Origin of the sequence: Ruminococcus sp. OM06-36AC, from assembly GCF_003438725.1 — a bacterium.
Classification (GTDB): domain Bacteria; phylum Bacillota; class Clostridia; order Oscillospirales; family Ruminococcaceae; genus Ruminococcus_C; species Ruminococcus_C callidus.
The window spans coordinates 1-25,661 of the sequence record NZ_QSTT01000013.1 but is presented as its reverse complement, the minus strand read 5'-3'; the positions used below and the strand labels follow the sequence as shown (position 1 = coordinate 25,661).

Genomic DNA, 25,661 nt, shown 5'->3' with positions numbered 1-25,661 from the left:
TGTCTCCTTAGTAAAGTACCAGTCTTGGGTCAATGTAGTCCCAGCCGTAACCGTCTGTGTCGATCTCAATATGAAAATTGACATTCGTATTGGTTGTCTGTGCAAACATTTCGCCCTCCCGGATCGTGTCACCCTCTGCATAGCCGTTCAGAAGCACTGCATTGGCGATCGTTACTTCTGTATCTCGCTTTGTCCCGCCGGAACCGTCATACCAATACTGCACATCATCTTTTCGCAGTGTGATCTTGTGATTGGCAGTATCAACATCCTTGATTTTGCAGTCAAACGGAGCGTAAAGCTTTGCACCGGTATTGCAGTAATATTTGATTCCCTGATACAGACCGTGATTGGTTTTGTTCCATTCCCACATATCGTAGCCAAACGCCTGTTTGACCGAATAATTCCGAATGGTATCACCGGAAAGCATATTGCGAAGTGTCTGATGATTTCCATAAAGCGTTTCTGAACCGTTTTCCTGACCTGCAAGAAGCTTGTAGTATTCCAGCCGTTCTTCCTTGTGGGATTGACTTTTCAGCTTATCTTCGATTACCTGATCAAAGGTTTTCTTTTGTTTGACGTTGTAGTAGAGGTTACATTCCGTTTTCCAGTAATACTTTTCATAATAGCCGTACATACAGGCATCGTTTATGGTATCATTCCAGATGTGCGTATCGGTGGGCGAAACCAAAAACCAAGCATCATTCCCATTCCAGCCCCAGAAAGAACGATCGTATCGGGTATCTCCCTTCATGAAGAAAAATGTCTGCGTATCATTGTCGATGTAGTAAAACGGGGCACTTGTACCGGAATAATAGCGGTGATCCATAATCATGAACCCTGTCAAAGCATAGTCATCGTTCGGATTCAGCACCCGGTAGTCCGCATTGATGCAGACGTAACCCTCGCTGTCAAAATACTGACTGAGTTCAGATGTATAGGCGATGGGTTTGAAACGATATTTGTATGGTCTGCCGCTGTAGACAAAGGCATCTTTTTCCGCTCTGTAATACGTACCGGTTCCCGCACTTCCGCCGCCCCAGTAGTTGTAATCGGAAAGTTCCTCCCAACGGGAACGGTTATCGTACCAATAAACAAACGCATATTCTGCATTGAATATTTCTGTCAGTAGATTCTCTGTGTCACCGCCATAGCTCCAATACTTGATGTCGCCGTTGCTGTCTGTATCAAAGTCATAGTAATAGGCACACAGGAACGACCACAGCTTGTACACGTCAAAATCATAGACCGGATCCCAGTTATAAACGGAAGAACGTCCCCAATACCAATTGTCGGGATCGTCTTTGAGGTTACGCTTGTTTGCTCCGAAAGCGGCAAGACCGTTTTTCCAGTCTGTATCACTGCTGACTTTCAGAATCTTCTCATTCATGTCATAGGCAAGTTTTGTATAATACTTTTCCGCTTCCGACAAGTCGTAGTCCTGAGCCGCATATGTGCCAAGGACAAAACCCGAACCGCTTAAAATGCCGGAAAAGATCATGAGAATGAATGCCAGCACCAGAGCGATAATGAGAATCGGGACAAGGCAGGCAAGCAGAACGGCTCTTGCTTCCTTGTTGTAGATGTTCTTAAGAAATTGAAAAGCCTGTCTGAGTGCATTTTTAAGCCTGTCCCCAAAGGAATTCTTGGGTTGCTTTTTCGGCTTTTTTCTGCGTTTCACCTGTTCGCCCTTGCTTTTCAGCTTGTCCTCACGCTTTTGCAATCTCCGATGCTGATCTGATTTCTTCTGTTCCAGTTTCGCTTTCTTTTTCTGATTTTGTTCTTTCCGGTGATACGGCTTCATTTTTTCTATCGCTTGATCTACACCGTGGCGTTTCACAGATTCCACCGCAGAGAGAAAATCATTGTTTTCATCGGCATGAACTGCTTTCTGCCAGCCGCTTGCCGCAAGTCGTTTGCCTGTGTAATTAGCCGGCTTTAAGACCAGCGGTGCAGGTCTGGACAGATCAGCGATCCGCCATTGCTTTCGGAGTGTCTTTTTCTGAAACTTCTTTTCTCTTTTCAGCTTCCGGGATACCGTTTTGATTCTTTTAGCATCGGTTTTGTATTGTTTTTTTCGCCTTTGAAATCGATGTGCGGCAACAGCTACAGTAAACGAATCCGATACTTGTATCTTCTTGAAATGCTTGAATGACTTTTTGCGTTCCCTGAATTTCCGTTTTTCCGCTTTCAGTTCCTTACGGTTTTTCGCAAGCTTTGGACGATACTGTTCGCCCTTGAAAAGCTTGTACTCTGCCTTTTGCAGGCGGTAACGTGTCTTTTCCAGTCTGAACTGCTTTTTCTGCTTGAAATGACTGCGTGCTCCATGAACCGCATCTTTTGCGATGACAAGGGTTGCAATCGTGCCACGGTGGTAGTCATCTACCGCTTCCTGACGGTACTTTTGCTTTAGTTTGTATCGTACATTTCGTTCTGCTGCTTTGGTGGTCTTGAGCGTAACGGTTTCTGCCCCAAGAGCCGTACTTTCTGAGGTATGCCATGCCGTATGAGCAGTTCGATTGACCAACTGTGCCGAGCGTTTCAGGACTTTTCCACGGAATGTTTTTGGCTTTAAACTATCAAGAGATTTTGTGATGGACGGTTTATCGCCTGTAAACCTCGTTTTGAGATTCACTGTCCTGTGAATCAGACCATGTCCGGTATATCGGCTGCTTTTTTCTCCACGTCGGATACGGGCAGTTGTTTTGAATTTGCCGTTTTTACGCTGCTTGCGAACAAACTGAATCTGAAACTGTTTTTGTGATCTGCTGTACTTTCTGAGTTTCTTTTCCGCTTTTGCAAGCTGATGATGTGTCCTTTTTAGATTCGCCATAGCGTTTCGCTCCTGACTATTTCAGCTGCTGTTCCAACGGTTTTGTGGTAAGCAGACTGTACATCACGGTATCGGTCGGGAAATTATCCGTAAACGGCAGAATGATCTTATCGTAGCGGATCAGACCTTCACCGGGTCCGCTGTTGGTGACAAACTCCATTTGCTGTGGACTGATGTGCAGCTTTTCGGCAAGAATATCACGGTCGCCGGCAGCCTGATTCAGCATATATACAAAGTCCGAGTTGTCGAAGATGTTTTCCACTTCGGCACTGGACAGCAAGTCCTTGACATTTTGCGTAATGCCGGTCGGAACACCGCCCCATTTACGAAATCGCTTCCAGATCTCAGCGGAATATTTCGCCGTCTGTTCTTCTTTTAACAGAAGATGAAATTCATCGATGTAATAGCGTGTGACCTTGCGTTCCGCACGGTTCAGTGTCACTCTGTTCCACACGTTATCCTGAACGATCAGCATTCCGACCTTTTTCAGCTGATTGCCCAGTTCCTTGATGTCAAAGCAGATGATACGGTTGTTGAGGTCGATATTGGTTCTGTGATTGAACAGATTCTGCGAGCCATCGACATACATCTCAAGAGAATTTGCCACACGAAGTGCAATTTCTCCCTCTCTCACAAGTGCCTGATGCAGATCGGAGAGGATCGGCATCTTTTCTCTGGACGGTTGGTTTCTGAAAAAATCCATGTAGATGGCACGAACACATCGGTCAATGACAGAACGTTCCTCCGCAGTCAGTCCGTACTTGCCGCCGACAATGATCTCACAAAGGGAAATGATAAAATCCGACTTTGTGGAGATCGGGTTCTCATCCATGTTGTTTTCAAAGTTAATGTCCATGGGATTGATGTACTGTTCTGAGCTGCTTGCAATTCGGATCAGCTGTCCGTGCAGATGCTGAACCAGCGGGAAATATTCTCCCTCCGGATCGCAGATGATAATGTCATCTGTTGTTTTCAGAAAACTGTCGAGTATCTCTCTTTTTACACTGAACGACTTACCGGAACCCGGTGTACCTAAGATCAGACCATTTGGATTTTTCAGTCTGCTTCTGTTTGCCATGATCATATTGCCGGAAACGGTATTCAGACCGTAGTATGTACCGCCGACCTGAAAGAGTTCCTGTGTGGTGAACGGAACAAATATTGCAATTCCCGATGTGTGCATCTCACGGGAAACCTGTATCTTATTGATACCCAGCGGCAGTGATGAGGAAAGGTAATCCTCCTGCAAGTAGTCACAAGGCATCAGGGTACAGTTATTCTTCTGACAGATACGCTTTAACAATTCCAGCTGCAAGCCTAAGTCTTTCTTATTTCTTGCATAGTTTCGTATCGTAATGGAGATATGAAACAAGCGTTCATTTTTACTGTTCAGATCGTCCAGCAGCTTTTCCAGATCGGTAATGTACATCTTGATGGCAGGGGGAAGAATATCCGGGTCATAGCCTGCCTTGGAAGCTTTCTTCTGTTCATCGATCTTCATGGATTCCACAGCGGTCAGCTTGGTCTTGACGAATTTCAGTGCCGTGATCTGGTCAAGGGGTGCAACGTGCAGATTGACACAGAAAAGGTGCTGCAGTTCGAGAAAATCGGAAAGTATGGTATCCGGCAGCTCACCCGCCAGAATGTGCATTCCGTTGATCGCACCGAACGAAGCACCGATCTCAAAGTTTGCCTTATTGAATTTCATGCCGGAGGGAGCGATAAAGTCCTTGGTGTTCCAGCCTGCTTTCAGCATCTCATGCCAGTCAAAAACAAAAGGTTCACTCTGAAACGGGTTCAGGCTATAATAGAGTGTTTCCAGTCTTTCTTTTCCGCTGAGTGCCTTTGCTTCCACATTGAAGCCCTTGAACATCTTGATGATTTCTGTCTGGATATTCAGAAGTTTTGGCTTTGCCTGTTTATAAGAATTAGCCTCAATGGTGAAAGTCAAAAACTTTCTGCATGACTGTCCATTTTTGCCCGACAACAGTTTTGAAGTTAGCATTTCGGAGTATTCTGCACGAATCTCGTTGAAATCGTCCTCTTGTGCAGGAATCTGAATTTGCTTGACCAGTCCGTCCTGACTTCTGTTTTGATTTTCAAAGGTGAGCTGAAATGTGACAGTATTGTCAAAGTAATTGATCAGATCGCAGTACTTTGAGAAAATGCCGTTTTGTTCCTCAAATTCAGCAAGCTGATAATTGGTATCAAAGAACTGAATGGTCTTTGAAAATCTATGGTCATCGATCTGGCATACGCCGTCCCTGAACATCTGCGTATAGCCGATCGTATTCTGTGTGGACGAAATATCGTCCTTATATTTCTTGATCTCATGCATTCGTGCGAGAATCACTGCCTTATCATTTTTATCGATCTGTTCTATTGGTTTCTTTGCGGCAGCTTTCGCTTCTGATCGGAGATCTGTTTTCTTCTTATTTTTCAAGCCTACTTGCTCCTTTCTATCTTGTCCAAAAGCTTTTTCAGCTTGGTATATTCCAACTGTCGCTCGATACATTCGTATAGATTGACTGTTCTGTAAGTTCGCTTTCTCGGTCTTTTGAAATAGCGGAACATATTTTTGATGGTCTGCTCGAAAAAGATCCCGTTTTTCTTATACAATCCGCAGATGAGGGCAGGTGCGGCTACCGCACCCATGGCAAAGATTGCTCCTGAAACGCCAAGGGTACTGCGTGTCAGAAAGAAAAGCGGAATCCCCAGTACACCGCCGATTCCAAACGAAACCACCTGTCTTTTGGTCAGCCCGAACATGAACTTCTGTTTGATGTCATTCAAGTCTTTTGGTATTTGTACATAATGTGCCATTCATAACCTCCTGAAGATCAATGTGCATTGAAAATAGATTTTGAAACAGCACCTGTACGGAGTACCGTAAAGATCAGTGCAACCGTATATCCCAGAAGCATTGCCATTTGCAGAATAATGCCGTCTGTACTGCTGTTCAGCGATGCAATGGCATTGGAGAACAGCGTCTTGAAGATACCAAGTGCAATGATGATAAAGAATCCCTGAAAGGATAATGCCAGAAGCTGTTTGATCCAGTTCTTTCCGATTCCCGACCATTCACCGCTATCCAGCATGGCTGCCATGGGAATCGGTGCAACGCCTAAGTACATAAAGACCTCAATGATACGGGAAGCAAGCACAATTACAATGGCAACCATCATAATCATTACACCCAAGTGAACAATCAGCGAGATAAACCAGACGGTTATCAGTTCACCAAGTCCCAGACTGTTCAGAGCCGATTTTTTGAGCACCAAGTCAGTTGACAGGAAATCTCCTGTACCGAACAGCGTTGTAATGCCGTTAGCACAAGCGTCTGTTCCGAACGAAAACAGGGCAGATGCGATGTAAAATACGTTCGATACCAAAATGACACCGCATAAGGCTTTGATAATCCATTTGATAAAGATGGAATCATCAAAATCCTTGAAATTGTTCCCTCGGATAACGGTCTGTATCAGGTCGTTCAGCAATATGATGACCAGAATAAAACCGCCGATGGGAACGACCACATTGTTGCAGAGTGTTTCGATGGTCGACCAGACCGTTGTTCCGCCGCTGGCAGAACCGGAAAAGCTTGCAGGATGACCGGTCAGAAAAGTGGAGATCAAACCGCCGTCCTCCGTCGTTTTATGGAACGTTTCGGTCAGCAGATCGGAAATGCTGTCAAACTGCGACTTGATGCCGTCCTTGAACAGATTCTCACACCATTCCTGCAAGCTGTCGATCGCATCACTTATGACGCCCATTCTCTCACCGTCCTTTCCTTATGCCGGCTGCCCACATACCACCCGCCACGCAGCCGTTAAAAAATTCGGTCAGATTAAACGGCACCTGTCATCATGCCTTCAAGAACCGGAACGAGGACGATTGCAAGGAGAATCAGTCCAAGACCAGCCATGAGCTGTTTCATGCCCTGGGATTTTGCTTATGTGTGATAAAGAAGTAATAGAAGTGTAAAAAATTTTGCCTTTCCTATCCGATACTTGCCTTTGATATCGGATAGGGCGGGCGGTCATTCGGGCAAGTCCACTTTGCCGACGAAAGAATAGTAAATCTCAATATCCTGTCTGCGTGTGCCGTTTTCATCGTAGCTGCACTCATGCACAACGATTTTCTCTACAAACTCACGCAAGAGGGTGTGGGTCAGTTCTTCAAAGTTCATGTGCTTGCGGACAATGTTCATAAACTTTTCTGCGTTTACGGTAGCGTCCTGTGCTTTGGAAAGCTCCGCCTGTATTCTGGCAACACGCTCTTTCAATTCCTGCTGTTCGGCTTCATAGTCTGCCGAAAGCTCCGTGAAACGCTCGTCAGAAATGCGACCGCTTACGCTGTCCTCATACAGCCGCTTGAAAATAGCGGAAAGTTCACCGATACGCTTTTCGGCAGCTTCCAGTTCCTTTTTCTTGGCGGCGTTCCGGCGTTTGCCGCCGTCCTCGTTCTGCTCGATCAGCAGCTTCATAAACCGGGCTTCATGCTTTGCCGCATAGTTCGTCACTTTCCGTAGATTGGAGAGAACGCCCGCAGTCAAAAGGTCGGTGCGGATAAAATGTGCGGTGCAGTCATGGGTGCGCTTCTTGTAGTTCCCGCAGATATAGCAGTCCTGTTTCCGCTTATCGGTCTGGTAACGCTGCTGATACATGACGCTGCCGCAGTCCGCGCAAAAGAGCATACCAGAGAACAAGCCCACTTCATCATAGCGGTTCGGTCGCTTGCGCTGTTTGCGTAATTCCTGCACACGCTCCCATGTCTGGGTGTCGATGATAGGCTCATGGTGGTTCTCGAAAATTGCCTGTTTCTCAATGGGATTTTCTATGCTGTGCTTGGTCTTGTAGGACGGTTTCTCCGTCTTGAAGTTCACCAAACAGCCCATGTACTCCCGGTTTTCAAGGATATGCACCACGGTATTTGTCGCCCATTTGCACTCATAGCCGGGGTGATAGCGGCGTGTGCTGCCCGTCCTGCGGTATTCCAGCGTTCCCGGCGTTGGGATTTCCTGCTCGGTCAGCATACGGGCTATCTTGGTCGGACCGTTCCCGGCAAGGCACAGACGGTATATCTGCTTGACCACGGGTGCGGCTTCCTCGTCAATGATGAAGTTTTCGTCCTCGTCCATGAGGTAGCCGTACACGGGTTTGCTCGTAACAGGCTTGCCGCTCATGCCTTTTGACCGTTTTACAGCTTTGATTTTCTTACTCGTATCTCTCACCAGCCATTCGTTGAAAATGTTCCGCAGAGGGGCAAAATCATTGTCGCCCTGTGCGCTGTCTACTCCATCGTTGATGGCGATAAAGCGGACGCCTTTTTGTGGGAAAATCATCTCGGTATACATTCCCACCTGCAGGTAGTTTCGCCCTAACCGTGACATATCCTTTACGATAACGGTAGCCACTTTCCCGGCTTCAATGTCCGCAAGCATGGATTGAAAGCCCGGTCTTTGGAAGTTCGCACCAGAATAGCCATCGTCCGTGTACCAGCGCAGATTGGAAAAGCCGTTCTGCTTTGCGTAGGTTTCAAGGATACGCTTCTGGTTGGAAATGGAATTACTTTCGCCTTGCAGCTCGTCCTCATGGGATAGTCTTGGATAAAGGGCGGTGATTTTCTGGGTGGTCTGTCTTAACATAAAATCCTCCGTTTCCGACAGCCAGCCCCACTATTCCGTATTTCGATTATACCACATGGGGCGGCTGTCTGTATAGCGGCTTCTGCTTCTTTACCGCCCGGTAAAATGACGATTTTTCTGTGCGGCTTGTAGCGTTAGGGCGAAAGCTGGGCTTTGTGTCCTGCGGCGGCTTCCGCCTCCAGCACTTTCATCATCTTATCGGCTGCGGTGTCGGTGGTATCTTTTTTGAAAAAGCCGGAAACGACAAGGACGGTGTTGCCCATGCGGATCTCTGTCACGCAGTCCGGGCGGCGTTCCGGGGTGGTGTTCTGCTTGTTCTCTGCCATAGGCAACTCCTTTCATTTCATCAATTCTTTTAGTCTGTTCAGCTTGGCTTGCGCCGTTTCACGGCGGAAGTTCTCTCCCGTAAAGAGGATAGGGGCGCACATTTCCAAAAGGCGGTCATAAATCCGGGCATGGGCGGTGTCCAGCGGATTTTGCAGGCTGTCCAATGTCAGATTGGTGGTAACGATTAAGGGCTTGCGGCTGCGGTAGCGGCTGTCAATCACATTGTAGACCTGTTCTAAACCGTACTCTGTGCCGCGCTCCATTCCAAAATCATCAATGATAAGCAGAGGAAAGCGGCAAAGACGCTCGATATACTCGTTGCGCCCCTCAAAACTGGCGGTCAGGTCATTCAAAATCGCAGAGAAGTTCGTCATGCGGACAGCGACTTCCTGCTCCATGAGGGCATTAGCGATACACCCGGCAAAATAACTTTTTCCTGTGCCGACCTTGCCCCATAGCAGATAGCCGATATTTTCCTCGCGCATGGTTTCCCAATGCTCCACATAGAAATGTGCAATCTCCATTTGCGGGCATTTCCCGTTGTCGTTGGCGAAAGTCCATTCCTGCATGGTAGGATTGGTAAATCCCCGGCGTTTCAAGTCCTCCACGGTGTCAAGGTGCTTTCTGCGCTGTTCGGCGGCTTCACGCTCCAAACGCTGGGCTTTCTGGCAGTCACATTCTGCCGGGTGGCGGTCACGCCCAAACAGGGCGGCTTGCTTTTCCGGAAAGTAGGCTTCTTTCGGAGTGTGACACTTGCCGCAGTAAAGCAGTCCGTCCTCGCCCGTGTAGTCCTCCGGCTGTGGGGTAACAGCCGCCATATTCAAAACTCGTTCTGTAAACAGATTACTCATAAGCTCTCGCCCTCCTTGCAGGTGTATTCGGGTATGCCCTGTTTCGGGGCAGCCTTTGCGGTATCGTCTGCCGCCCATCTGCGGATAGTGGCGGCGTGGTTTTTATATTTCTTGCCCGTGGACGCGATATAGCCGGAAAGCCGCTCAATGTAGTACGCCCATTTTTCGGGCAGCTCCGCTTGCAGTTCGGAAAGCTCCGTATCAGTCAGAAATACATTCTCATATCTGCCATAGCTGCGGGCGATGGCTTGTCCCTTTAACTCTCCCTCTTTTTCTAACTCTATATCTATCTCTTTCTTTATCTCTATCTCTGGTGGACGAATGTCGGACAAATGTCCGCCATTTGTCCGCGGCGGCAAAAGTGCCTTATTTTCAAGCCTTGCGGCGCGTTTCCGTTCCGCTTCGGTAGAGGATTGACCGATCATCAGCTCGATGTCGGTCATATAAAGCAGCCCGCAGTCAAGCTGCTCCACAAGCCCTAACTGCTGGAAGATGGCTAATGCCCGTTCCACCGTCCCGATTTGGTGACGGGTCAGCGTGGCTATCATCTGGGCGGTATAGGGGATATGCTCGTCAAGCTGCAATCTGCCGCCATTTTTCAGCGATTTTAAGTACAGCTTCAAGAGGATATTGGAATACAAAATCCCGTCTTTCATGTCCTCCAACAGCACAATGGAATCGCTGTCGAAGAAGTTTTCTTTCAGTTTGAGGTAGTAATATTTGCGGTTATCTGCCATTGGCGGTGTCCTCCCTGTGTTTCCATCTCTTAGAGAAATACCGGGGGCAGAGGACGATAATCGCCCGGAAGCTCTGCTTGCAGCCGTGTGTGCAGCCCCGGCAAAGGTCATTGTAGGTAATACGGTTTCGGTGGTTGAGGAAAAAGCTCCATTCCAACCGCCGCTTTTTGCTCATGCGTGGCATTTCTCGCTCCTTTCTGCCGTTTCCGCTGGTATAAGCGGATAGGTCGGTAAAAATGTAGTTTCTCGGTGTCATTTTCGGGGATTTCCTGCGCTGTGCGCCCCGTTTCAAAGGTGGGCAGTATTGCGGATAGGGTGCAGGGCATATCCCCGTTTTGATATCGTTTCGGGGCGGTTTTTAACGCTCATGTTCGTGCTTTTTCTCTCTGTCTTTCTCGCCTTGCAGGATTTGAGAAAGATTGCTTTTCACGGTATGCAGCTCCTTGACACGGGCTTTTTTCTCCCGGTATTCGTTGTAATGGGCGTTCTTTTCGGCGGTAAGCCGCTCGATTTCCGCTTGCAGGGCATTATGGCTTGGCAGCTTGGAAACGCCATGCGCCCGAAAATAACGGGTGGCTGCGTCCGCTATGATAAAATCGCTTTCGTGCCGTTCCCGGTAGGCGCTGCGGGCTTTTTCCGTTTTCTGCGCTTTCAGACCGTCACGGGCAGGCTTGGTCTTGGCATAGGCAAGCACCTGTGTCTGAAGCTCCTTTTTCTCCCGGATAGCAGCGTCCAGGGCTTTCAGCTTGGCGGTGCTGTCCTGTAAATCCGCATTGGCGGATACAAGGGCTGCGTCCAGCTCCTCCGGCGAATAGCCGTACTGCCCGTAGGCGGCAACGGTAGCCGCCATTTGTTTCAGATTGTGGACTGCCGCCCAGCAATCATAGCCCGCGCCCTTTCCCTCCGCTCGCTTCGCTGCCCGGTCAACCATGCGCTGAATACCGTCCTTTTCCGGGGTGGTTTGGACAGCTTTTTTGCCCTGCAAACGCTCCCTTATGTTGCGGGGGTATTCGGGTACGGTTGCGGTCTGCTCGGCGGCTCTGTGGGCGTTCTGTTCCAAAAGGGCAAGAACGGCAGCGCGGTCAAAATCATCTCCCAGCTTGCGGGCGGTAATGGGCTTTGTCCTGTCCGGCGTGAGGTAGGATAGCCGCCCTCGGCTCTCCTTGACAGTCACGCCCTGTTGCAAGAGAACGGCGGCGAACTCGCCATAGCTTGCGGCAGAGGACAGCGCGGTGCGTATGGTCTGCCGCAATTTTTCCTTGTCTGTTTCAAACTTCGTGGGCTTGGCTGGCTGCTCCTCGGCTGGCAAGGCGGCAGCTTCCTTGTCCAGCTTTGCCTGCCCTTTCCGCTGCGCCCAATACTCACGCTCGGTAATGCGGTTTTTGCTGCCATGCAAAAGGTCGATTTGATAGAGATTTTCCCGGTGGCACAGCTCCATGACTTCGGCTTTGAAGTATTCCATCGCCGCGTCTGTGCAGCGGTGTTTGCACCCGGTGCGGGTGTCTGCCGGTCTGTCCATGTAAGGCAGGAACGGAACTTCCTCTATCCGCAGAGAATTGATAACGATATGCACATGGATATTGCCGCTGTGGTTGTGTCCGTCCGGGTGGGTGCAGACAATGGCTTGGTGTCCGGGAAACTGCTTCCGGCAAAATTCCTCGCCCAACGCCTGCGCCCGGTCTACGGTCAAACCGTTGTCCACCGCGTCCCGTGGGTCAAAGCTGATAATGTAGTGGTGGCTTTTTACATCTTCCCGCTTCTGGTTCTTCCCATAGCGGAGATTGGAGCGCATACAGGCAACGGCAAAATCCTCGTCGCCGCAGTTCAGCGTGGCTATTCGATAGTCCTCCCTGAGCATGAGCCGCCCGTTTTCATCAAGGGTGGGCTTCATGGTAAACTCGTCATGTTCAAAGGTGAGGTACTGCTCGGCTGCGCCATAATCCGCATTTTTAGAGCTGATATGTTTGAATGTTGCCAACAGCGTCACCTACCTTTCGCAGGACTTCAAACTTCAAGGCAGCAAGGTCAGAAATGGCGGCGCGGACTTCAACGGACAGGGCGTTGTATGGTGTGCCGTACTCGTTGAGGGCGCGGGCAATCTGATTGAGGTTGCCACCGATTTTTCCGTATTCGGCGGTCAGCCTGCCAACGGCGGACAACAGTTCATCATTGACCGGGGAAACGGTAACGATGGGGCGAATGGTCGCCCGTGTAATGGCTTGCCGGATAAATTCGGCTTGGCTCATGTCATAGTGTTTCAGCCGCTCGGTAAAGTCGGCGTATTCTTCCTCGGTCATGCGGGTTTTGACCACATGGTAGCGGTGGGGTGTGTTGTATTTTTTCTTCAAGCGTTGACCTCCTTTCTCGCCCGACAGGGCGCATGAGCAGGGTTTGGGGAAGGCACTCCCCAACAAGATTTACCAAAGGGGCAAAACCGCAGATATGCGGATTTTGGCACCGTGGTAGAATCTTGCTCTAAAAAACTACCGCTTTCCTCGGCGGCTCTGGTTTGCGGATATACTGGCTTGCTCCACCAATATAGCGATTGCGGCGGCGTGTTCTGCCCGCTGTTCACCACTACAACGGTGAAAAGGGGGCGTTTTGGCAAACGCAGCGAAAATTTTTTTATTTTCCCTGTCTGCTCCCTACAACAATCCGGCGGTGTGGTTTGCCAAAGATTTTTGAAAATGGGCGCAAAAAAAGCAGTAAACCTTTTCAAGATTTACTGCTTATCTGCCGCTGTGATGGGCGGCGGTATTAAATTGTCAGCCGTTTTTCAAATGGAATTTATCTGCAATCGCTTTCTTTCCGCTTTCCAATTCCTTTTCTGTAATCTTCCATAATCCTAACGCAATGATCTGCTATCTTTTGCATTCCGAGTTCTTCAAAAAAGGCAATTTGTATTTTCATCAGTTCTTCACAAACAGTCAACTTCTGCTCATCCATATTGCTAATAGCAAGCCATGGGAACGCTTTATATTTCTTAGTGTCCCCAATGAGAAAATTGTACCCTATCAACTCATTTTCACGGAAAACGAAATAGAATTGTGGGCCTGAACCTGGAACTGACTTTTCCATAATTTGCTGCATTGTTCTCACGCCGCCGTATGCCGGAAAAAAACCTATTCGCTCAAGAGCATTTAATATGTCAATCCTTTTATCTGTGGGTATGTCTCTATAATTGATAATCTGTTCCATTTGCTCTACCCTCATTGAAGTTTAATTTGTCAGGCTCTAATTATACAACTTTTCTGTTTAGCGGTCAAAGCGGAACTTCAACAGGCTTTCTATCAGTTGCCTGACGATATGCTCCTGCATATCCGTGTTAATCTGTCCGTCCATTTTCGCACAAGAGCGGACATATCCCGCATAATGGGATAGGACGGCGGCAACAGCTTCCGGGTCGCCCTCGCTTGCCTTAACGATTGTCTCATAGGGAAGTAGCTGGCTCATAGGACAAACCCTCCAACTCTGCCCGTAGCCGCCGTAAAATCATCTGAATACGCCGCCCGGTTGTGTTGCCAGCCCGTCCATATCTCCGTCCAATCTCCCTATGCGTCAATCGTTGGAAGTAGTACAAGAAAATGATTTCCTGTTCCATCTGTGATAGTGCGGACAGGGCTGCGGCAAGCTCTGGACTTTCCAAAAGCACCATCTGACCACAGACGAAAAGCGGATAGCTGGTCATGCCGGATTGCTCCGCAAAGTATTTATCTGTGGTACTGAATGGATAGTGTTTTTCTTCTATCAGATATTCAAGCGAGATTTCCCGCTTGCGGCGGCTCCGTATGCTCCGGGCTGCGTCTATGGCAGCGTGGCGAATAACAGTCTTGCAAAAGGCATCGTGTGTATGCCGGATATGTTCTTGATACTTTTCGTGTTCGGTCATGGAAAATCCCCCTTTCTGAATAATGGCAGAGGGCGGCAGCATCTTGTGCTGTCGCCCTCTTGATTACCGAACAGCAAAGACGGGCGGGGCTGTCAACGGCGGCGCATTTGCGCCGTTCATCTTGACCGTTGACAGGCTCGGCTGGGTTTGCTATCTGCTCACGGCAATTCACTCTCATTGATAGGAATTGCCTCAAGTTCCGTATTCAAATTGTTCCAATAAGAGCCGATATCCGCACTTGTGAAATACTTAAAACCGCCTGCTGCTGACTTCAACTCGCCGTTTTTAACCCCATAGCAGGCGTAAATCAAATCGTAGCTTGTTCCATCTGAGAGGTTAAATCTAAAGCTGGTCACATCTGCTCCGGCAGTTTCCTCAGTCGTTTTGTCTTTTAGGGATAAGCCCTTGAACTTATCATACAGGGTCTTTATATCATTTTCAGCAACAACTACTTTCTTTTCTGCTGATGCAGGCACTCCGTCATAGTGGTACATTTCAACGTTTTCGACATCTTCAACCTCAAATGGGAAGTCGATTTTGACAGGCTCATAAGCAATGTTTATAGGTAACAGAAAGAGAGCTGTAAAAATTGCAATGATACAAAGAGCGATGGAAACGAGAACAGCAATCGTTATCTTTTTTCTGCCTCTCTGCTTTTCTTTTGCCTCATGGCGCATAATAACGCTTTCGCTTTCTTCGTGAAGAACATCTTCGCTCGTGTGAGAAAGCAATTTCTGATAAATTGCGTTACAGTCAGCACAGGCGTTCAAATGCTCTTTTACCATCTCTGCGCTTGCTTCGCTGCAAGCACCGTCAACATACAGCGGAAAAATATCTCGAACAATATCGCATTGTTTACTCATGCTTTTCATCCATCCTTTCTTGAATTTTTAGCTTTGCACGATGATAAGTAACTCTCGCCCATGATTCTGTTTTTCCAAAAATTGCAGCGATTTGTGAAAAAGATAGTTCCCCGAATACGCGAAGCTGAAAGACTTCTTTGTATGGTTCTTCCAAACGGTGAAGAACGAGGTGTATGCGGAACGCCATGTCAGAATCTGCAACTGAGTTCTCAACATTTTCATTTGATGGCAAGTCATTGATTTCACTCACATCAGCTACTCGCTGACGGCTTCGCATTTCATCATGGTAAAGGTTTTTTGCTATGGAGCAGAGCCATGTCAATTCATCTGACTTACCTTTGAATTGTGATGTTGTAGAAACAGCCTTATAGAATGTGTTCTGCGTGATTTCCTCTGCTATCTCACGATTTTTGGCAAGAGAAATAGTATACGAGTATACCTGTAAATAGTAGGCTTTATAGAGCTTTTCATAGTCCATACTTGTCATCACCTCCTTCAGCTTCATAGGTTAGACGGAGAAATCGGAATTTCGTTACAAAGAAGTTTGAAATTTTTATACCTTTACGCTACTCTTGCTTTGTGCGGACTATTGGTAGACGCGCATTAACGGCAAGTAAAGAGATTGCTGTGTCAGCTTGATATGTTCAAATGCTAATTAAGTATAGCATACAGCTATGAATTTTTCTATTGCGTTCCCCTGACTTCGGAATAGTGGCAGGGCTGGCTATCCTTGTTTTGCTTTGTGCTTCTCTACCGTACATGAGCATTCGCACCTGGGTTATCGTTACCGTAACCTTCGAGGAGGTTTACAACGCCCCATACACCGACACCTGCACCGATCAGGCAGATCACGGATTTCAGTACGGTACAAGCCGTACTGATGAAAGAAGAAGTATCTACTTCACCGGTAGCAGCAAAAGCCTGTGTGGTACACATCGCCGCCATAGAGGACATTACCGTTGCAGTGAGGATTGCTTTCTTTGCGAAGCGGCTTCCTTTGGTGAGCCACTTGTGCTTTGGCTTTGTGTTTTCGACCGCAGTATCAGAAACTGCTGTCATAACATTTACATTTTCCATTGTAATTTCTCCATTCTGTATAAGCATTTATCTGTTGCTGAAAACAGGAATCAAAAAGCTCTGTTGATGTTGTTGGTTTTCTTCGGTATTCGCTGCTTTCAGGCAAGATTTTCGTTTTCGTCCGTTTTGTACAAATCTACCTTTGTGGTGCTTTTCAGTGTCAGATAACGTTTTTCCCGTTTTCTGACAAAGGCTGCAATGTCAAATTTCGCTTTCGGATTATCGTCCAGCAAAAGGTGATAGTGCTTATGTTTTGTAATATCAAACTTATCTGAGAAGAACGGACGAACACCTCTCAGCTGTAAGATACATTTGCCGCCGTCCATGACGGCTAATTCGTCCTGCGATTTTAATTCCTTGCCAAGTTTCTGATAATTCAGCCCATAGCTTTCAGACTGACCTCTCGTGTTGGAGGTGTTAAAACTGTCAATGGTTTCTTTTCCAAGCGATTCCGAGATTTCCTTGAGAGTGGATTTTTCTTTACCGCCGAGAAACAGAGTAGTATCGCAGTTGCCCTCAATGGTATCCGCATTGTCCTTGTAAATTGCCTTCAGCTGAGATTTTGCCTGCAAGATGATGCTTGCAGAGATCTCACGGCTTCGGATCGTTGCAATCAGCTTTTCAAACTGCGGTATTTCGCCGATATTCGCAAATTCATCGAGCAAGCAGCGAACATGGTAGTTCAGCTTGCCGCCCTCTGAATTGTCCGCTTTTGTGCATAAAAGATTGAATAACTGCGAGTACATGATCGCAACCAGAAAATTGAATGTTGCATCGGTATCCGAGATGATAACAAAGAGTGCAGACAGTTCATCGCCCAGCTTGTCCAGACCAAGTTCGTCATAGCTTGTGATTTCTAAGACTTCATCAATGGCAAAAGGTGCTAAGCGTGTAGAACAGGAAATAAGGATCGACTTTGCAGTTTTTCCTGCGGCAAGTTTGTAAGCGTGATATTGCTTGCAGGCGAATGCCCCCAGTCGTTTCTGTTCCTCATTCGGCTGATTTGCTTTCATTTCCTGAAATTCATTGCTGATTTCCATATCATTGGGAAAATCATCGTTGATCCAGCATTCAATAAATGCAAACAGTCGGTCGATCGCATTCTGAAATGTTTCATCATCCTCACGGCATTCCGAAGAATTGATCATTTCAATCAGCGTTTCAAAGTTCTGTTCTTCCGGCGGATTGATCGTAAAGATCATAGCGATATATGCAGTGTAAAGCAGCTTTTCTGCCTTTACCCAGAAGTCATCGCCGCCGTTTTGCTGAGAACTCTGCGTATTCCTAATGAGAACGTCCACAAATTTCAGAATATCCTTTTCTCTGTTCTTTTTGGAGATATAGGCAAAGGGATTGTAGTGCATGGACTTGCCGAAATCAATGGTATTGAACACCTTGATTCGGTACGGCTGATAGGATAGATTGCCTTTTTCGTCCTTGTACGGTCTGCCACGTTCCAGCATTTTACCGCATTCAATCAAAACCGTGCCTTTCGGGTCGGTTACGATATATGAGGAGTGCATCTGCATGAGATTTGGCTTTACGAAAAATCTCGTTTTACCGGACCCGGAACCGCCGATCACCAGAATATTCTTGTTTCTGGCGTACTTCGGGTGAGATGGCTTTCCCATGGTCAAGCCCTCTGTCTGTGTGAGAATGACGTTGTTGTCTTTCTCTTTGAAGTCCATATATGGTTCAATGTCCTTTTCCGTACCCCATACGGCAGAGCCGTATTCTGTTCCTTGCCGGAACTTCTTTTTATTGGCGGCTCTCATTTTCATCACAAATTTCATAGCAACGCCAACAGCAATTCCAATAAGTAAATCAATCGGGTGAAATGACGGAATGACATGTGCAAAAGCCGTGCCGAGATTGTTCAGGGCAGGGAGTATCTTTTCAGAAGCGTTTTTTCCATCAGCTGTCCGGAACGCAAAACAGATGATATTGCCTGCATAACCGAAAATGACATAGGCAAGGTTATTGAGGACAAATTTTTTTATCTTTCGTGAATCCATTCCAATCACCTTAATGCGTCATTTCTTTAGACTTCTCACGGACTTTTTCTTTCTTCTTTGGCTCATGAGAAACCTGCTTTGCCATATCTTTGATCTGTTGTCGGGTAATTTCAGCACGGGGATTGAGAAGTTCCTCTTGTTTTTTGCTGGCAAATTCCTGAAAAGCCCTCTTGAAATCTTCCATTTTGCCCGCCTGAAAGAAAACATGATAGGTATCGCTTTCCGGTTCTTTCTTGACGGCATAGTCAATGTCATATTTCTTTGCCACGCTCAGAAAGTCCGCAATGCCTTTGATCTCCACGTTTTCCAGCTTGCCGGAATGCTCCGATAGCTTTTTCATGGAAACTCTGCCTTTTCTCTGCGACTTTCCGGAAAGAAAATCCTGCATGGCAGATTTCAAAGTATCGACCGTAAATTCTCTGCTCCTGACCGACAGATCTATGGTTTTTCGCAAGCCTTTTTCAAAGTCTGTACTCATGCCGGAAATGCAAACACTGCGTCGATGTTTTCACGAAGCCATCTGGAAAAATCATTCTTAACAGCATGGAACGTTTCTGCATCGTCATATTCTGCAACCACAATACCGTTTTCCATATCGCCTTTCAGATAGACCATGAAGCCGTATCCGCTTCCGTCATCGTACTCACCACAAGTGACACACGAAACGGCATTAGAGTAGTTGAATGCAGTTCCGTCCTGCGAGATAATTGATAAGGTCATACGCTCACTCCTTTCCCGCTTACTATTTTCAGTTTAGCAAAATGAAAAGCTTAAATCTCTCAAGTATTTTCAAGTGTTTTTCAGCTTGTTAAAGTTGTATGCAGCTTTTTTAAGTGATTTTCAGTAAAGAAAAAAGCTTACTTTTGACAACCGAAAACAGTTTTTATATTGAATTTTCAGATGATTTATGGTATAATACAGACAGTCATCATATCAAAAAAATAAAGTTGCGACACTGTCACAACTTTTTAAGAAAGGAATTTTTATGAGCGAGTTGATGAAATACGCAGAGTCTGCTGATCTCTATTCCAAAATATCAAATCTCATAACCGCAAAAAAATATACTGTTTCACGTGCTGTCAATTCAGCCATTGTCTTTCTCTATTGGGAGATCGGCGAAACTATTTGTAAGGATATTTTGCAGAATCATAAAGCAGAGTACGGGAAAAATATTATAAATGAAGTGGCAAAACAACTGTCTCAAAATTATGGAAAAGGATTTGACCGAACAGCAATTTTCAGAATGGTGCAGTTTTATCAAGAGTTTCCTGATAAAGAAAAAGTTGCGACACTGTCACAACAATTGACTTGGTCTCATTTTGTAGTTTTGCTTCCAATCGAAGATGAATTAAAAAGAGATTTTTACGCTGCTATGTGCAAATCAGAAAATTGGAGTGTTCGTGTACTGAGAGAACGTAAAAACTCTATGCTTTATGAACGCACGGCTATTTCCAAAAAGCCTGATGAAACGATTAAAAATGATATTGCACTTCTTATGGAAAAAGATAAGATGTCATTGGATTTATTTTACCGTGATCCTTATGTGCTTGATTTTCTCGGACTGAAAGATACATACAGCGAAAAAGATTTGGAAAATGCGATTTTGTCTGAACTTGAACGATTTATACTTGAAATGGGCAGTGATTTTGCTTTTATGGCAAGACAGAAACATTTCGTTCTGGACGGAAAAGATTACTACATGGACTTGCTTTTCTATCATCGTTCGCTCAGACGACTTGTTCTTATTGAATTGAAACTTGGTGCGTTTGAACCTGAACACAAAGGGCAGGTAGAGCTGTATCTGCGATGGCTGAAAAAGAATGAGATGTGCGAGGGAGAAGATGATCCGATTGCTTTGATTCTTTGTGCAGAAAAATCACAGGAAACAGTAGAACTGATGGAATTAGATAAGGGAAGCATTCACGTTGCACAATACCTGACAAAAATGCCGCCGAAAAAATTACTGGAAGAAAAATTGGCAATTGCTATTGAAAACGCTAAGGAACAGCTGGAGCAAAGATAATATCTATATAGAACAAGCACTCCCACTTTTGTAAAGTGAGAGTGCTTTTCGACTTATAGCTGCTGTTTTATATGAGTTTTTCGATCTCTTTTTCTCCAATTTCAAGGTGATAATAAATACCCTGATAAGTCATGAACATCTCTTTGGAAATCGTTACAACTGTTTTATTGTCTAAATAGCGTTTGATTAGAATTTGTCTGCGTTCGTCATTTTCAATCATCTGAATTCGATCAAGAATACACCTTTTGACAGCGGCAGATTCCAAAATCAGATTTTTCAGTTCATTCTTCAAATCAGTGATTTCATTCTGAAAGACACTGCTCATTGCGTTTTCTTTCGCAACCTCTGTCATACTATCCAACTGAAGCTTCACGCTCCTGATCTTCCGATCAATCATAATGTACTGCCATAAAAACTCTTTACCTGTCAAAATAGTATACCTCCTGCATTTTCTGTATAAAATATCTTCCGTCAAGTCCGGACAGCAGTGCAAACCACTCCGACAGAAAAAAGCTTTCCAGTTCCTCTTTTCGCCTGAAAACAGAATCGCTTCTGGTATGATTTTTGACAGCTAAGAGCGTATATTTGTAGCTTTCTGCTGCCACAGCAACAATGGCATGAGCAAGCTGTATGTAGCCGTCAAGAAAAGCTGACATCCAGTTCACCGCTTTTCAGCTGCTGTTTCAATTCGTTTATCATAATTCGATAGACATAATCGCTGTCGGCTGACACATATCGAAGCATTTCAAGGAAATTTCGGATTCCGAAAACTTCAAGATTGACATCGAACACCGCTTTCTTGTCCTCTGCGAAAATGTCCAGAATGATTCGGATGATCTCTGCGGTGTCTGCATCGTTAAAATTGCCGATGTTCACCATTTCGCCGCTGTCGAGTAGTGCAAAGACTGCATAGGGGATCACTTTGTTCTCTGCAAGGTACATCGTTCTCTGTACAAACTTCTTGACCTTGTTCAGCATAATCGGTCTGCTGTACTCTGTTACGATCATTTTTTCCATAGTAAAAACCTCCGTTATTTTCTTTCTGTCATGGTGTAATAGCTGCCAACATCGTAAACAAGCCAGTTTTCCAGCTTGTATCTGGCATAGTCACGTTCTTCTTCGGTCGCATAAACTGCAAGGACTATCTCATCTCCAAGTGTAGTAAATGCAGTCACAGTAAATTCCAGGGTATCCGGATCGAAGCTGTCATCGATCATTTCGCTGATGCTGCCGGTAGCGATATTCATGAAAACCGACTGAATTGTTGCAATCACATCGCAGTTCATTGTCATGCCCTCATAAGTTTTGATCATTCTCATTTGTGTTTCTGTCCTTTCCAATTGTTTCTTCACTCAAGAGCAGATCTTTGAGTGTTTCGTAGCTTTTCTGTGCCTGCTTCATGCGATAGGAAGTCCCTTTCATAGCAAAGGCAAATGTTGCAGGCATAATGCGGTCAAATGTGCGTTTCTTTTTCAGATCAGCACAATTGCCCATATCCGTAATGTCGATATTGGTGGTTACGATCATCGGTTTGTTGGCTGAGATGCGAGTATCCACAAGACTGTGAACACGTTCCAATGCAAAATCTGTGCCACGTTCTGCTCCCAGATCATCAATGATCAGCAAGTCGGGAGCAGTAATGCTTCGGGTATACTCAGCATATTCTGATTCGCTGTAGAAACAGCTGCGTTCCACAATTTGCATGGTAGTCAGCCATTTTACGCTTACGCCCTGATTCAGCAGAGCATTTGCAATGTAGGCTGCCAGATAGGTTTTACCCGTTCCCACGTCACCATAGAGGAGAAGTCCGATCCTGCCCAGTTTCTCGAAGTTTTTGATATAGTTCATACCGATTCTTTTAGCTTCAGGAGATTCCACCATTGCTATATCAGCTGACAGATAATGTTCGGGAATATTGGCGATTTCCTTGTTTTGTCTGATGACAGATGCAAGCCGTTGTTTTGCATTCTCCCGTTTTTCTTTTGCAGACTGGCAGGCACAGCAGCAGCCAACAATTTCAGGCATACCCATTTTCAAAAACCGCTCAGGCAGTCGGAATTGCTTTGCCGTACCGCATTTTCCGCAGTGCCAGAGACCGTCCTCCGCAAGATAGTCCTCTGCGTTTTTGTTCTTGATGAAGTTTTCCTCTGCATTTTCAGAGAGTGTCTGAAAAATATTTTTCAATGTATCATTCATTGTGGTTCCTTTCTGCTGTCAGATATTCCATGATATGTTCAGGAGCAGCGTTCCAAAATTCTTTCGATATGCCGTATTTCATCTGCATGATGTTTTCCAGCGGAGCGGTATCCGGCTCCACTTTGCTGTATTTCAGACGGAGAAGATATTCCCTCGTCAATTCAGACGAATATTCCTGCAATATGCTGTCTGCTGCAATGTGATAATGCTCGCACAGAATCAGAAATCTGTCCCAAAAGCGGAAAATATTCTTCTGTTTCAATTCTTCCAGTGTATAAATTCCCGATAATTTTGCCATTTTCCGAGCTGTTTCCGCAAACGAAAGATTTTCAATTTTGCTGACAAATCCAAATACATCACCGCTTTCACCGCAGTGAAAACAGGTGTAGATCTCATCATGGAAAAGATTCAGAGAATTGGTTTTGCTGTGACAGAATGGGCATTTACAGCAATCATCTGTTATCGCTTCGTATTTCCCGATAACAGAAGAAAGGGGATTTTTCAAGCGGATAAGCTCCAGTAATTCCGTATTGACAAACATTTTCTCACCTCACAAACTGGTCAAATGGATTGACGTTGACATCGTAAGCCGAACTTTGTGCAGGTGGTTTGTCCAGCTGAGGATAATCCTTGGAAACTCTTTCGATGACCCAGTTTAGAATGGTGTGATAATCTGACTTGTATCGTTTTCCGCTGGAAAGCTTGTAGTTGTTGAGAATCTCAATGCACTTATCTACGAATGCCTTGGAATGCTGTTCCGACAGCTTCTGATATTCTTCTTCCGTCATGGTGACAGCTTCTGCATATTTCTTCTTATCCGTCTTTTTCTTCGGCGAAGCAGAAGCCGTTCCATTTAATTCTTTCATATTTGATTCTTTCATACTTGATATGTAAGTATTTAATTGTCCCTGGTTTTCTATACTTTGAATTTCAAGATGTAGGTTTTCTGCATCTTGTTTTTCTGTATTTGGGACATCTGCATTTTGATTTATTTCAGATTGCTTTTTGAGGAACAGTTCCGGACATTCCAGACCATCAGGCATATTCTCGTATGGAATTTCATAGATGTGATAGACGTATTCGAATCTTCCACTTTTGGTATGGTTGGGAGGAAGTTTCTCGACATAAACGTATTGTTCGTCAATCAATTCATGCAGAGCAGCCCTGACGGCTGTTTCACCCTCTCTGCAAATTTTCACAAGTCCTGCAACGGAATAATTCCAGCCGTCAGGCAGTCCCAATATTTTTGACATCAGCCCGACAGCTTTCAGGGTGAGTTTCTGATTTCTCAAATGATGATTGCTCATGATCGTGAAATCAGTATTCTTATGCACCCTCACAACCGATGAATTTGATTCCTTTGCCATGATAAAACCTCCGAATAAAGTAAAAAAGCGTTCCTCACTGATATATGAAGAACGCTTTTCGTTATCTATTCAATTTTCTTTGCAAATTTAAGCCTGTCTGTTTGTCTTAATTTTTGAATGTAAATAAATTATAAACAATGTGGTTCCCTTAGTTGGGTACGACTGCGTATGTAGTTCATCAAACACAACCCCGTGAATGTTGAAACCGTGCTTGGAGTAGGCTTCAGCAGAAAGCACCTGATAGAAGCTGTTGGTCGGGATGTACACGATACGCTTTTGTGATGTCAGGATCTTCACTCGTTTGGAAAGGGCAGGGCACATTCGCACCATGTCGGCAGCTACATCAAAAACAATGGCAGCCTGTTGGCGGTCGGCAGCACAGCCGTAAACTTCGGCACGTTCTTCACCGTCACCGCAAGTTAATAGCAGAGCAACGGCAGCAGCAAGCTCTGATTTGCCATTTTTCTTCGGAATCTCAATGTAAGCCGTGTTGAATTGCCTATAGCCATTCGGTTTCAGAATGCCGAACAGGTCACGGATAATTTGTTCCTGCCAGTCCAGCAGTTCGAATTTCTTTCCTGCCCAGGTGCCTTTGGTGTGGCTGAGGCATTCAATAAAAGAAACAGCATAATCAGCCGCCTTTTTGTTATACTTGGAATCCTCCGCCATAAAACGGGTCGGTTTAAATCTTGCCACCGTTCTCACCTCCAAACAAAAAAGACCTGCCAAAAAGCAAGTCTGCACCATTTATTTTAACGCCCTCATGGGGCTGTTTTTTAATCGAGATTCTATTCCCATTGTAACCATGTTACCATACAAATTCAAGGATTGCAAGCCGCTAAACATACAGAAAAAGCATCGAAATTTCTGTGGTTTCTTGTGTATCATACACGAATCAAAATCAGGTGTACGACCGCCAGAGCCTTTCGGCTCCGGCTTGTGGTATTTGGTTTTAGAAGAATCAGTTGTACTGTTTCAGCAAAATCGCCAGTGCAGTTTTGGTTTCCTCATCCTCCGGCGGAATATCCATGCCCCGGTCGAAATTGAACACCGTTTTGCCATTCCGCCGCAGGGAGATTTTCGAGGCTCTGCCTTCCTCGTAGCCGTAAATGGAAGGCTCCTCATAGTGTTTCACCCAGTAGTGAAATACGCTTGCTCCAACCCGAATCGTTCCTTCTGTCCACATTGTTTTTTCCTCCAGTTTTCGTTGCTTTTTGCCATTCGGCATGATGTATATTACCATAAACCAAAGGAGAAGTCAACGAAATTTCCGGCATATTCTGCACAAAGATGAAAGCAGAAAATTGTGTATGATACCAACCAAAAAAGCAAGCCCCACGTTGCCCTGTGTGGGGCATTTGTGGGAAGGGGAAAAGCACTCGGAGGAAACAAAACCACGCCGGACAAGGCAACACGGAGGCTGTACGAGCCACAGCCCCTTTCGGGGCTGTGGTCTTGGGTTATGGTTTTGGATTACTGTCCGGTCTGGCACACCTAACAGGTGCCCGTCCCCTCTGTCCCTTCGGGACATCTCCCCACCCCGTGGGGAGTCACCCATTCAAATTCGCAGGCGTTTTCGTACTCCTCATCGAAAAGGGCATCGTCATCGATTTCCTTTTCCGTAAAGTCAATGCTGTCGATTTCCTCAAAGGCCGTTCCGTTTTCCTCGGCATCTGCCTTTGCAAGGTTTTCTGCGTTTTCCTCAACCCATGCGGTGAACTCCTCGTTGTCCATCCTGTCCTCGTTTTCAATCTCCAGTTCGTATTCGTAGTCCGCATCGAACCAGGTGATGACCGCCTTTGTGATTTCGGTTCTTTCGTTCCAGTCCGTTCTGTTTGC

General features: G+C 45.9%; 31 protein-coding genes and 2 pseudogenes. 2 read left to right on the top strand and 31 right to left on the bottom strand.

Translation table 11 applies throughout. The annotated features are described in order from the left end of the window. Positions 1 to 7 precede the first annotated feature (7 nt). The 21 genes and pseudogenes from DXB92_RS09200 to DXB92_RS09095 form a co-directional block, all read right to left on the bottom strand. Positions 8 to 2,830 (bottom strand): hypothetical protein, encoded by a 2,823-nt coding sequence (locus DXB92_RS09200; protein ID WP_117733646.1) that lies wholly within the window; start codon positions 2,828 to 2,830, stop codon positions 8 to 10. Positions 2,831 to 2,846: 16 nt separating this feature from the next. Further along, positions 2,847 to 5,273: a VirB4-like conjugal transfer ATPase, CD1110 family gene (locus DXB92_RS09195; RefSeq protein WP_242986638.1), complete on the bottom strand. Its 2,427-nt coding sequence runs from the start codon at positions 5,271 to 5,273 to the stop codon at positions 2,847 to 2,849. A 2-nt stretch (positions 5,274 to 5,275) separates the two neighbouring features. Beyond that, positions 5,276 to 5,653 carry a PrgI family protein gene (locus tag DXB92_RS09190; protein WP_117733644.1) on the bottom strand — a complete coding sequence of 126 codons (378 nt, stop codon included), beginning with the start codon at positions 5,651 to 5,653 and terminating at the stop codon, positions 5,276 to 5,278. 17 nt (positions 5,654 to 5,670) lie between these two features. Continuing rightward, positions 5,671 to 6,603: a VirB6/TrbL-like conjugal transfer protein, CD1112 family gene (locus tag DXB92_RS09185; RefSeq protein WP_117733643.1), complete on the bottom strand. Its 933-nt coding sequence runs from the start codon at positions 6,601 to 6,603 to the stop codon at positions 5,671 to 5,673. Positions 6,604 to 6,677: 74 nt separating this feature from the next. Next, positions 6,678 to 6,782 (bottom strand): annotated as a pseudogene (locus DXB92_RS14330) (Maff2 family protein); the annotation flags it as partial. An 87-nt stretch (positions 6,783 to 6,869) separates the two neighbouring features. Next, entirely contained in the window at positions 6,870 to 8,477 is a 1,608-nt protein-coding gene (locus DXB92_RS09175; RefSeq protein WP_117530277.1) for a recombinase family protein, read from the bottom strand. A 134-nt stretch (positions 8,478 to 8,611) separates the two neighbouring features. After that, complete coding sequence (locus DXB92_RS09170; RefSeq protein ID WP_005946147.1) at positions 8,612 to 8,803, bottom strand: transposon-encoded TnpW family protein; 192 nt, start codon at positions 8,801 to 8,803, stop codon at positions 8,612 to 8,614. Between the two features lie 12 nt (positions 8,804 to 8,815). Next, positions 8,816 to 9,655, bottom strand: coding sequence for an ATP-binding protein (locus DXB92_RS09165; protein ID WP_117528307.1), 840 nt, complete (start codon positions 9,653 to 9,655; stop codon positions 8,816 to 8,818). Then, positions 9,652 to 10,392 carry a phage replisome organizer N-terminal domain-containing protein gene (locus tag DXB92_RS09160; RefSeq protein WP_117733642.1) on the bottom strand — a complete coding sequence of 247 codons (741 nt, stop codon included), beginning with the start codon at positions 10,390 to 10,392 and terminating at the stop codon, positions 9,652 to 9,654. Before DXB92_RS09160 ends, DXB92_RS09165 begins: the two co-directional genes overlap by 4 nt. Beyond that, entirely contained in the window at positions 10,382 to 10,576 is a 195-nt protein-coding gene (locus DXB92_RS14155; protein WP_006573562.1) for a hypothetical protein, read from the bottom strand. Before DXB92_RS14155 ends, DXB92_RS09160 begins: the two co-directional genes overlap by 11 nt. 174 nt (positions 10,577 to 10,750) lie before the next feature. Continuing rightward, positions 10,751 to 12,370, bottom strand: a complete 1,620-nt coding sequence (locus DXB92_RS09150) for a relaxase/mobilization nuclease domain-containing protein (protein WP_181977007.1) — start codon at positions 12,368 to 12,370, stop codon at positions 10,751 to 10,753. Beyond that, the gene (gene mobC / locus DXB92_RS09145; RefSeq protein ID WP_181977006.1) at positions 12,342 to 12,740 is read right to left on the bottom strand and encodes a plasmid mobilization relaxosome protein MobC; all 399 of its coding nucleotides are present in this window, start codon (positions 12,738 to 12,740) and stop codon (positions 12,342 to 12,344) included. The genes DXB92_RS09150 and mobC overlap by 29 nt, the downstream gene beginning before the upstream one ends. A gap of 439 nt (positions 12,741 to 13,179) precedes the next feature. Then, on the bottom strand, positions 13,180 to 13,605 hold the full coding sequence (locus DXB92_RS09135) for a hypothetical protein (protein WP_005921288.1): 426 nt from the start codon (positions 13,603 to 13,605) through the stop codon (positions 13,180 to 13,182). Positions 13,606 to 13,647: 42 nt separating this feature from the next. Beyond that, on the bottom strand, positions 13,648 to 13,845 hold the full coding sequence (locus DXB92_RS09130) for a helix-turn-helix domain-containing protein (RefSeq protein WP_005921293.1): 198 nt from the start codon (positions 13,843 to 13,845) through the stop codon (positions 13,648 to 13,650). After that, positions 13,823 to 14,323 carry a sigma factor-like helix-turn-helix DNA-binding protein gene (locus DXB92_RS09125; RefSeq protein ID WP_004853592.1) on the bottom strand — a complete coding sequence of 167 codons (501 nt, stop codon included), beginning with the start codon at positions 14,321 to 14,323 and terminating at the stop codon, positions 13,823 to 13,825. Before DXB92_RS09125 ends, DXB92_RS09130 begins: the two co-directional genes overlap by 23 nt. A 116-nt stretch (positions 14,324 to 14,439) precedes the next feature. Beyond that, a complete protein-coding gene (locus DXB92_RS09120; RefSeq protein ID WP_117733681.1) occupies positions 14,440 to 15,144 on the bottom strand; it encodes a zf-HC2 domain-containing protein in 705 nt (234 codons plus the stop codon). After that, positions 15,137 to 15,649 (bottom strand): RNA polymerase sigma factor, encoded by a 513-nt coding sequence (locus DXB92_RS09115; protein WP_003533443.1) that lies wholly within the window; start codon positions 15,647 to 15,649, stop codon positions 15,137 to 15,139. The genes DXB92_RS09120 and DXB92_RS09115 overlap by 8 nt, the downstream gene beginning before the upstream one ends. A 245-nt stretch (positions 15,650 to 15,894) precedes the next feature. Further along, positions 15,895 to 16,221, bottom strand: a complete 327-nt coding sequence (locus DXB92_RS09110; protein ID WP_117733641.1) for a Maff2 family mobile element protein — start codon at positions 16,219 to 16,221, stop codon at positions 15,895 to 15,897. A 98-nt stretch (positions 16,222 to 16,319) separates the two neighbouring features. After that, positions 16,320 to 18,236, bottom strand: coding sequence for a VirD4-like conjugal transfer protein, CD1115 family (locus DXB92_RS09105; protein ID WP_117733640.1), 1,917 nt, complete (start codon positions 18,234 to 18,236; stop codon positions 16,320 to 16,322). A gap of 10 nt (positions 18,237 to 18,246) precedes the next feature. Continuing rightward, the gene (locus DXB92_RS09100) at positions 18,247 to 18,714 is read right to left on the bottom strand and encodes a PcfB family protein (RefSeq protein ID WP_117733639.1); all 468 of its coding nucleotides are present in this window, start codon (positions 18,712 to 18,714) and stop codon (positions 18,247 to 18,249) included. Continuing rightward, a complete protein-coding gene (locus DXB92_RS09095; protein WP_117733638.1) occupies positions 18,711 to 18,956 on the bottom strand; it encodes a hypothetical protein in 246 nt (81 codons plus the stop codon). Before DXB92_RS09095 ends, DXB92_RS09100 begins: the two co-directional genes overlap by 4 nt. Before the next feature lie 265 nt (positions 18,957 to 19,221). Here DXB92_RS09095 and DXB92_RS09090 point away from each other — a divergent pair, with 265 nt between their 5' ends. Continuing rightward, on the top strand, positions 19,222 to 20,259 hold the full coding sequence (locus DXB92_RS09090) for a PDDEXK nuclease domain-containing protein (RefSeq protein WP_117733637.1): 1,038 nt from the start codon (positions 19,222 to 19,224) through the stop codon (positions 20,257 to 20,259). Positions 20,260 to 20,326: 67 nt separating this feature from the next. On the opposite strand, the gene DXB92_RS09085 is transcribed toward DXB92_RS09090, so the two are convergent. Genes DXB92_RS09085 through DXB92_RS14150 form a run of 6 tightly spaced genes read right to left on the bottom strand, consistent with a single transcriptional unit; the run spans position 20,327 to position 22,753 of the window. Next, positions 20,327 to 20,689, bottom strand: a complete 363-nt coding sequence (locus tag DXB92_RS09085; RefSeq protein ID WP_117733636.1) for a hypothetical protein — start codon at positions 20,687 to 20,689, stop codon at positions 20,327 to 20,329. Beyond that, entirely contained in the window at positions 20,679 to 20,915 is a 237-nt protein-coding gene (locus DXB92_RS09080) for a hypothetical protein (protein WP_117733635.1), read from the bottom strand. Before DXB92_RS09080 ends, DXB92_RS09085 begins: the two co-directional genes overlap by 11 nt. Next, positions 20,899 to 21,276 (bottom strand): hypothetical protein, encoded by a 378-nt coding sequence (locus DXB92_RS09075; protein ID WP_117733634.1) that lies wholly within the window; start codon positions 21,274 to 21,276, stop codon positions 20,899 to 20,901. The genes DXB92_RS09080 and DXB92_RS09075 overlap by 17 nt, the downstream gene beginning before the upstream one ends. 14 nt (positions 21,277 to 21,290) lie before the next feature. Next, the gene (locus DXB92_RS09070) at positions 21,291 to 21,578 is read right to left on the bottom strand and encodes a hypothetical protein (protein ID WP_147330044.1); all 288 of its coding nucleotides are present in this window, start codon (positions 21,576 to 21,578) and stop codon (positions 21,291 to 21,293) included. Next, a complete protein-coding gene (locus DXB92_RS09065; RefSeq protein ID WP_117733632.1) occupies positions 21,556 to 22,455 on the bottom strand; it encodes an ATP-binding protein in 900 nt (299 codons plus the stop codon). The genes DXB92_RS09070 and DXB92_RS09065 overlap by 23 nt, the downstream gene beginning before the upstream one ends. Then, on the bottom strand, positions 22,448 to 22,753 hold the full coding sequence (locus DXB92_RS14150; protein ID WP_242986637.1) for a hypothetical protein: 306 nt from the start codon (positions 22,751 to 22,753) through the stop codon (positions 22,448 to 22,450). The genes DXB92_RS09065 and DXB92_RS14150 overlap by 8 nt, the downstream gene beginning before the upstream one ends. 99 nt (positions 22,754 to 22,852) lie before the next feature. On the opposite strand from DXB92_RS14150, the gene DXB92_RS14285 reads away from it, so the two are divergent. Further along, positions 22,853 to 22,978 carry a hypothetical protein gene (locus DXB92_RS14285; protein WP_276713537.1) on the top strand — a complete coding sequence of 42 codons (126 nt, stop codon included), beginning with the start codon at positions 22,853 to 22,855 and terminating at the stop codon, positions 22,976 to 22,978. A gap of 22 nt (positions 22,979 to 23,000) precedes the next feature. On the opposite strand, the gene DXB92_RS09055 is transcribed toward DXB92_RS14285, so the two are convergent. The 4 genes and pseudogenes from DXB92_RS09055 to DXB92_RS13710 form a co-directional block, all read right to left on the bottom strand. Further along, complete coding sequence (locus tag DXB92_RS09055) at positions 23,001 to 23,822, bottom strand: hypothetical protein (RefSeq protein WP_117733630.1); 822 nt, start codon at positions 23,820 to 23,822, stop codon at positions 23,001 to 23,003. A 162-nt stretch (positions 23,823 to 23,984) separates the two neighbouring features. Then, a pseudogene (locus DXB92_RS09050) lies at positions 23,985 to 24,527 on the bottom strand (terminase large subunit); the annotation flags it as partial. Positions 24,528 to 24,783: 256 nt separating this feature from the next. Beyond that, positions 24,784 to 25,008, bottom strand: coding sequence for a hypothetical protein (locus DXB92_RS09045; RefSeq protein WP_117733680.1), 225 nt, complete (start codon positions 25,006 to 25,008; stop codon positions 24,784 to 24,786). Positions 25,009 to 25,316: 308 nt separating this feature from the next. After that, the coding region (locus tag DXB92_RS13710; protein ID WP_207658593.1) for a hypothetical protein at positions 25,317 to 25,661 on the bottom strand (345 nt) is incomplete at its 5' end.

Coding starts and splice junctions, on each gene's coding strand:
- DXB92_RS09185 (WP_117733643.1), bottom strand. CDS start 6,603: ATGGGCGTCATAAGTGATGCGATCGACAGCTTGCAGGAATGGTGTGAG.
- DXB92_RS09045 (WP_117733680.1), bottom strand. CDS start 25,008: ATGTGGACAGAAGGAACGATTCGGGTTGGAGCAAGCGTATTTCACTAC.
- DXB92_RS14150 (WP_242986637.1), bottom strand. CDS start 22,753: ATGGCAAAATTATCGGGAATTTATACACTGGAAGAATTGAAACAGAAG.
- DXB92_RS09080 (WP_117733635.1), bottom strand. CDS start 20,915: ATGTCAGCTTTTCTTGACGGCTACATACAGCTTGCTCATGCCATTGTT.
- DXB92_RS09165 (WP_117528307.1), bottom strand. CDS start 9,655: ATGAGTAATCTGTTTACAGAACGAGTTTTGAATATGGCGGCTGTTACC.
- DXB92_RS09095 (WP_117733638.1), bottom strand. CDS start 18,956: ATGACCTTATCAATTATCTCGCAGGACGGAACTGCATTCAACTACTCT.
- DXB92_RS09055 (WP_117733630.1), bottom strand. CDS start 23,822: ATGGCAAAGGAATCAAATTCATCGGTTGTGAGGGTGCATAAGAATACT.
- DXB92_RS09160 (WP_117733642.1), bottom strand. CDS start 10,392: ATGGCAGATAACCGCAAATATTACTACCTCAAACTGAAAGAAAACTTC.
- DXB92_RS09115 (WP_003533443.1), bottom strand. CDS start 15,649: ATGAAGCTGAAGGAGGTGATGACAAGTATGGACTATGAAAAGCTCTAT.
- DXB92_RS09170 (WP_005946147.1), bottom strand. CDS start 8,803: ATGGCAGAGAACAAGCAGAACACCACCCCGGAACGCCGCCCGGACTGC.
- DXB92_RS09075 (WP_117733634.1), bottom strand. CDS start 21,276: ATGGAAAAAATGATCGTAACAGAGTACAGCAGACCGATTATGCTGAAC.
- DXB92_RS09120 (WP_117733681.1), bottom strand. CDS start 15,144: ATGAGTAAACAATGCGATATTGTTCGAGATATTTTTCCGCTGTATGTT.
- DXB92_RS09105 (WP_117733640.1), bottom strand. CDS start 18,236: ATGGATTCACGAAAGATAAAAAAATTTGTCCTCAATAACCTTGCCTAT.
- DXB92_RS14155 (WP_006573562.1), bottom strand. CDS start 10,576: ATGCCACGCATGAGCAAAAAGCGGCGGTTGGAATGGAGCTTTTTCCTC.
- DXB92_RS09135 (WP_005921288.1), bottom strand. CDS start 13,605: ATGAGGGTAGAGCAAATGGAACAGATTATCAATTATAGAGACATACCC.
- DXB92_RS09190 (WP_117733644.1), bottom strand. CDS start 5,653: ATGGCACATTATGTACAAATACCAAAAGACTTGAATGACATCAAACAG.
- DXB92_RS09100 (WP_117733639.1), bottom strand. CDS start 18,714: ATGAGTACAGACTTTGAAAAAGGCTTGCGAAAAACCATAGATCTGTCG.
- DXB92_RS09065 (WP_117733632.1), bottom strand. CDS start 22,455: ATGAATGATACATTGAAAAATATTTTTCAGACACTCTCTGAAAATGCA.
- DXB92_RS09090 (WP_117733637.1), top strand. CDS start 19,222: ATGAGCGAGTTGATGAAATACGCAGAGTCTGCTGATCTCTATTCCAAA.
- DXB92_RS09130 (WP_005921293.1), bottom strand. CDS start 13,845: ATGAGCCAGCTACTTCCCTATGAGACAATCGTTAAGGCAAGCGAGGGC.
- DXB92_RS09110 (WP_117733641.1), bottom strand. CDS start 16,221: ATGGAAAATGTAAATGTTATGACAGCAGTTTCTGATACTGCGGTCGAA.
- DXB92_RS09200 (WP_117733646.1), bottom strand. CDS start 2,830: ATGGCGAATCTAAAAAGGACACATCATCAGCTTGCAAAAGCGGAAAAG.
- DXB92_RS09175 (WP_117530277.1), bottom strand. CDS start 8,477: ATGTTAAGACAGACCACCCAGAAAATCACCGCCCTTTATCCAAGACTA.
- DXB92_RS09070 (WP_147330044.1), bottom strand. CDS start 21,578: ATGAGAATGATCAAAACTTATGAGGGCATGACAATGAACTGCGATGTG.
- DXB92_RS09125 (WP_004853592.1), bottom strand. CDS start 14,323: ATGCTGCCGCCCTCTGCCATTATTCAGAAAGGGGGATTTTCCATGACC.
- DXB92_RS14285 (WP_276713537.1), top strand. CDS start 22,853: ATGGAAAAGATTCAGAGAATTGGTTTTGCTGTGACAGAATGGGCATTT.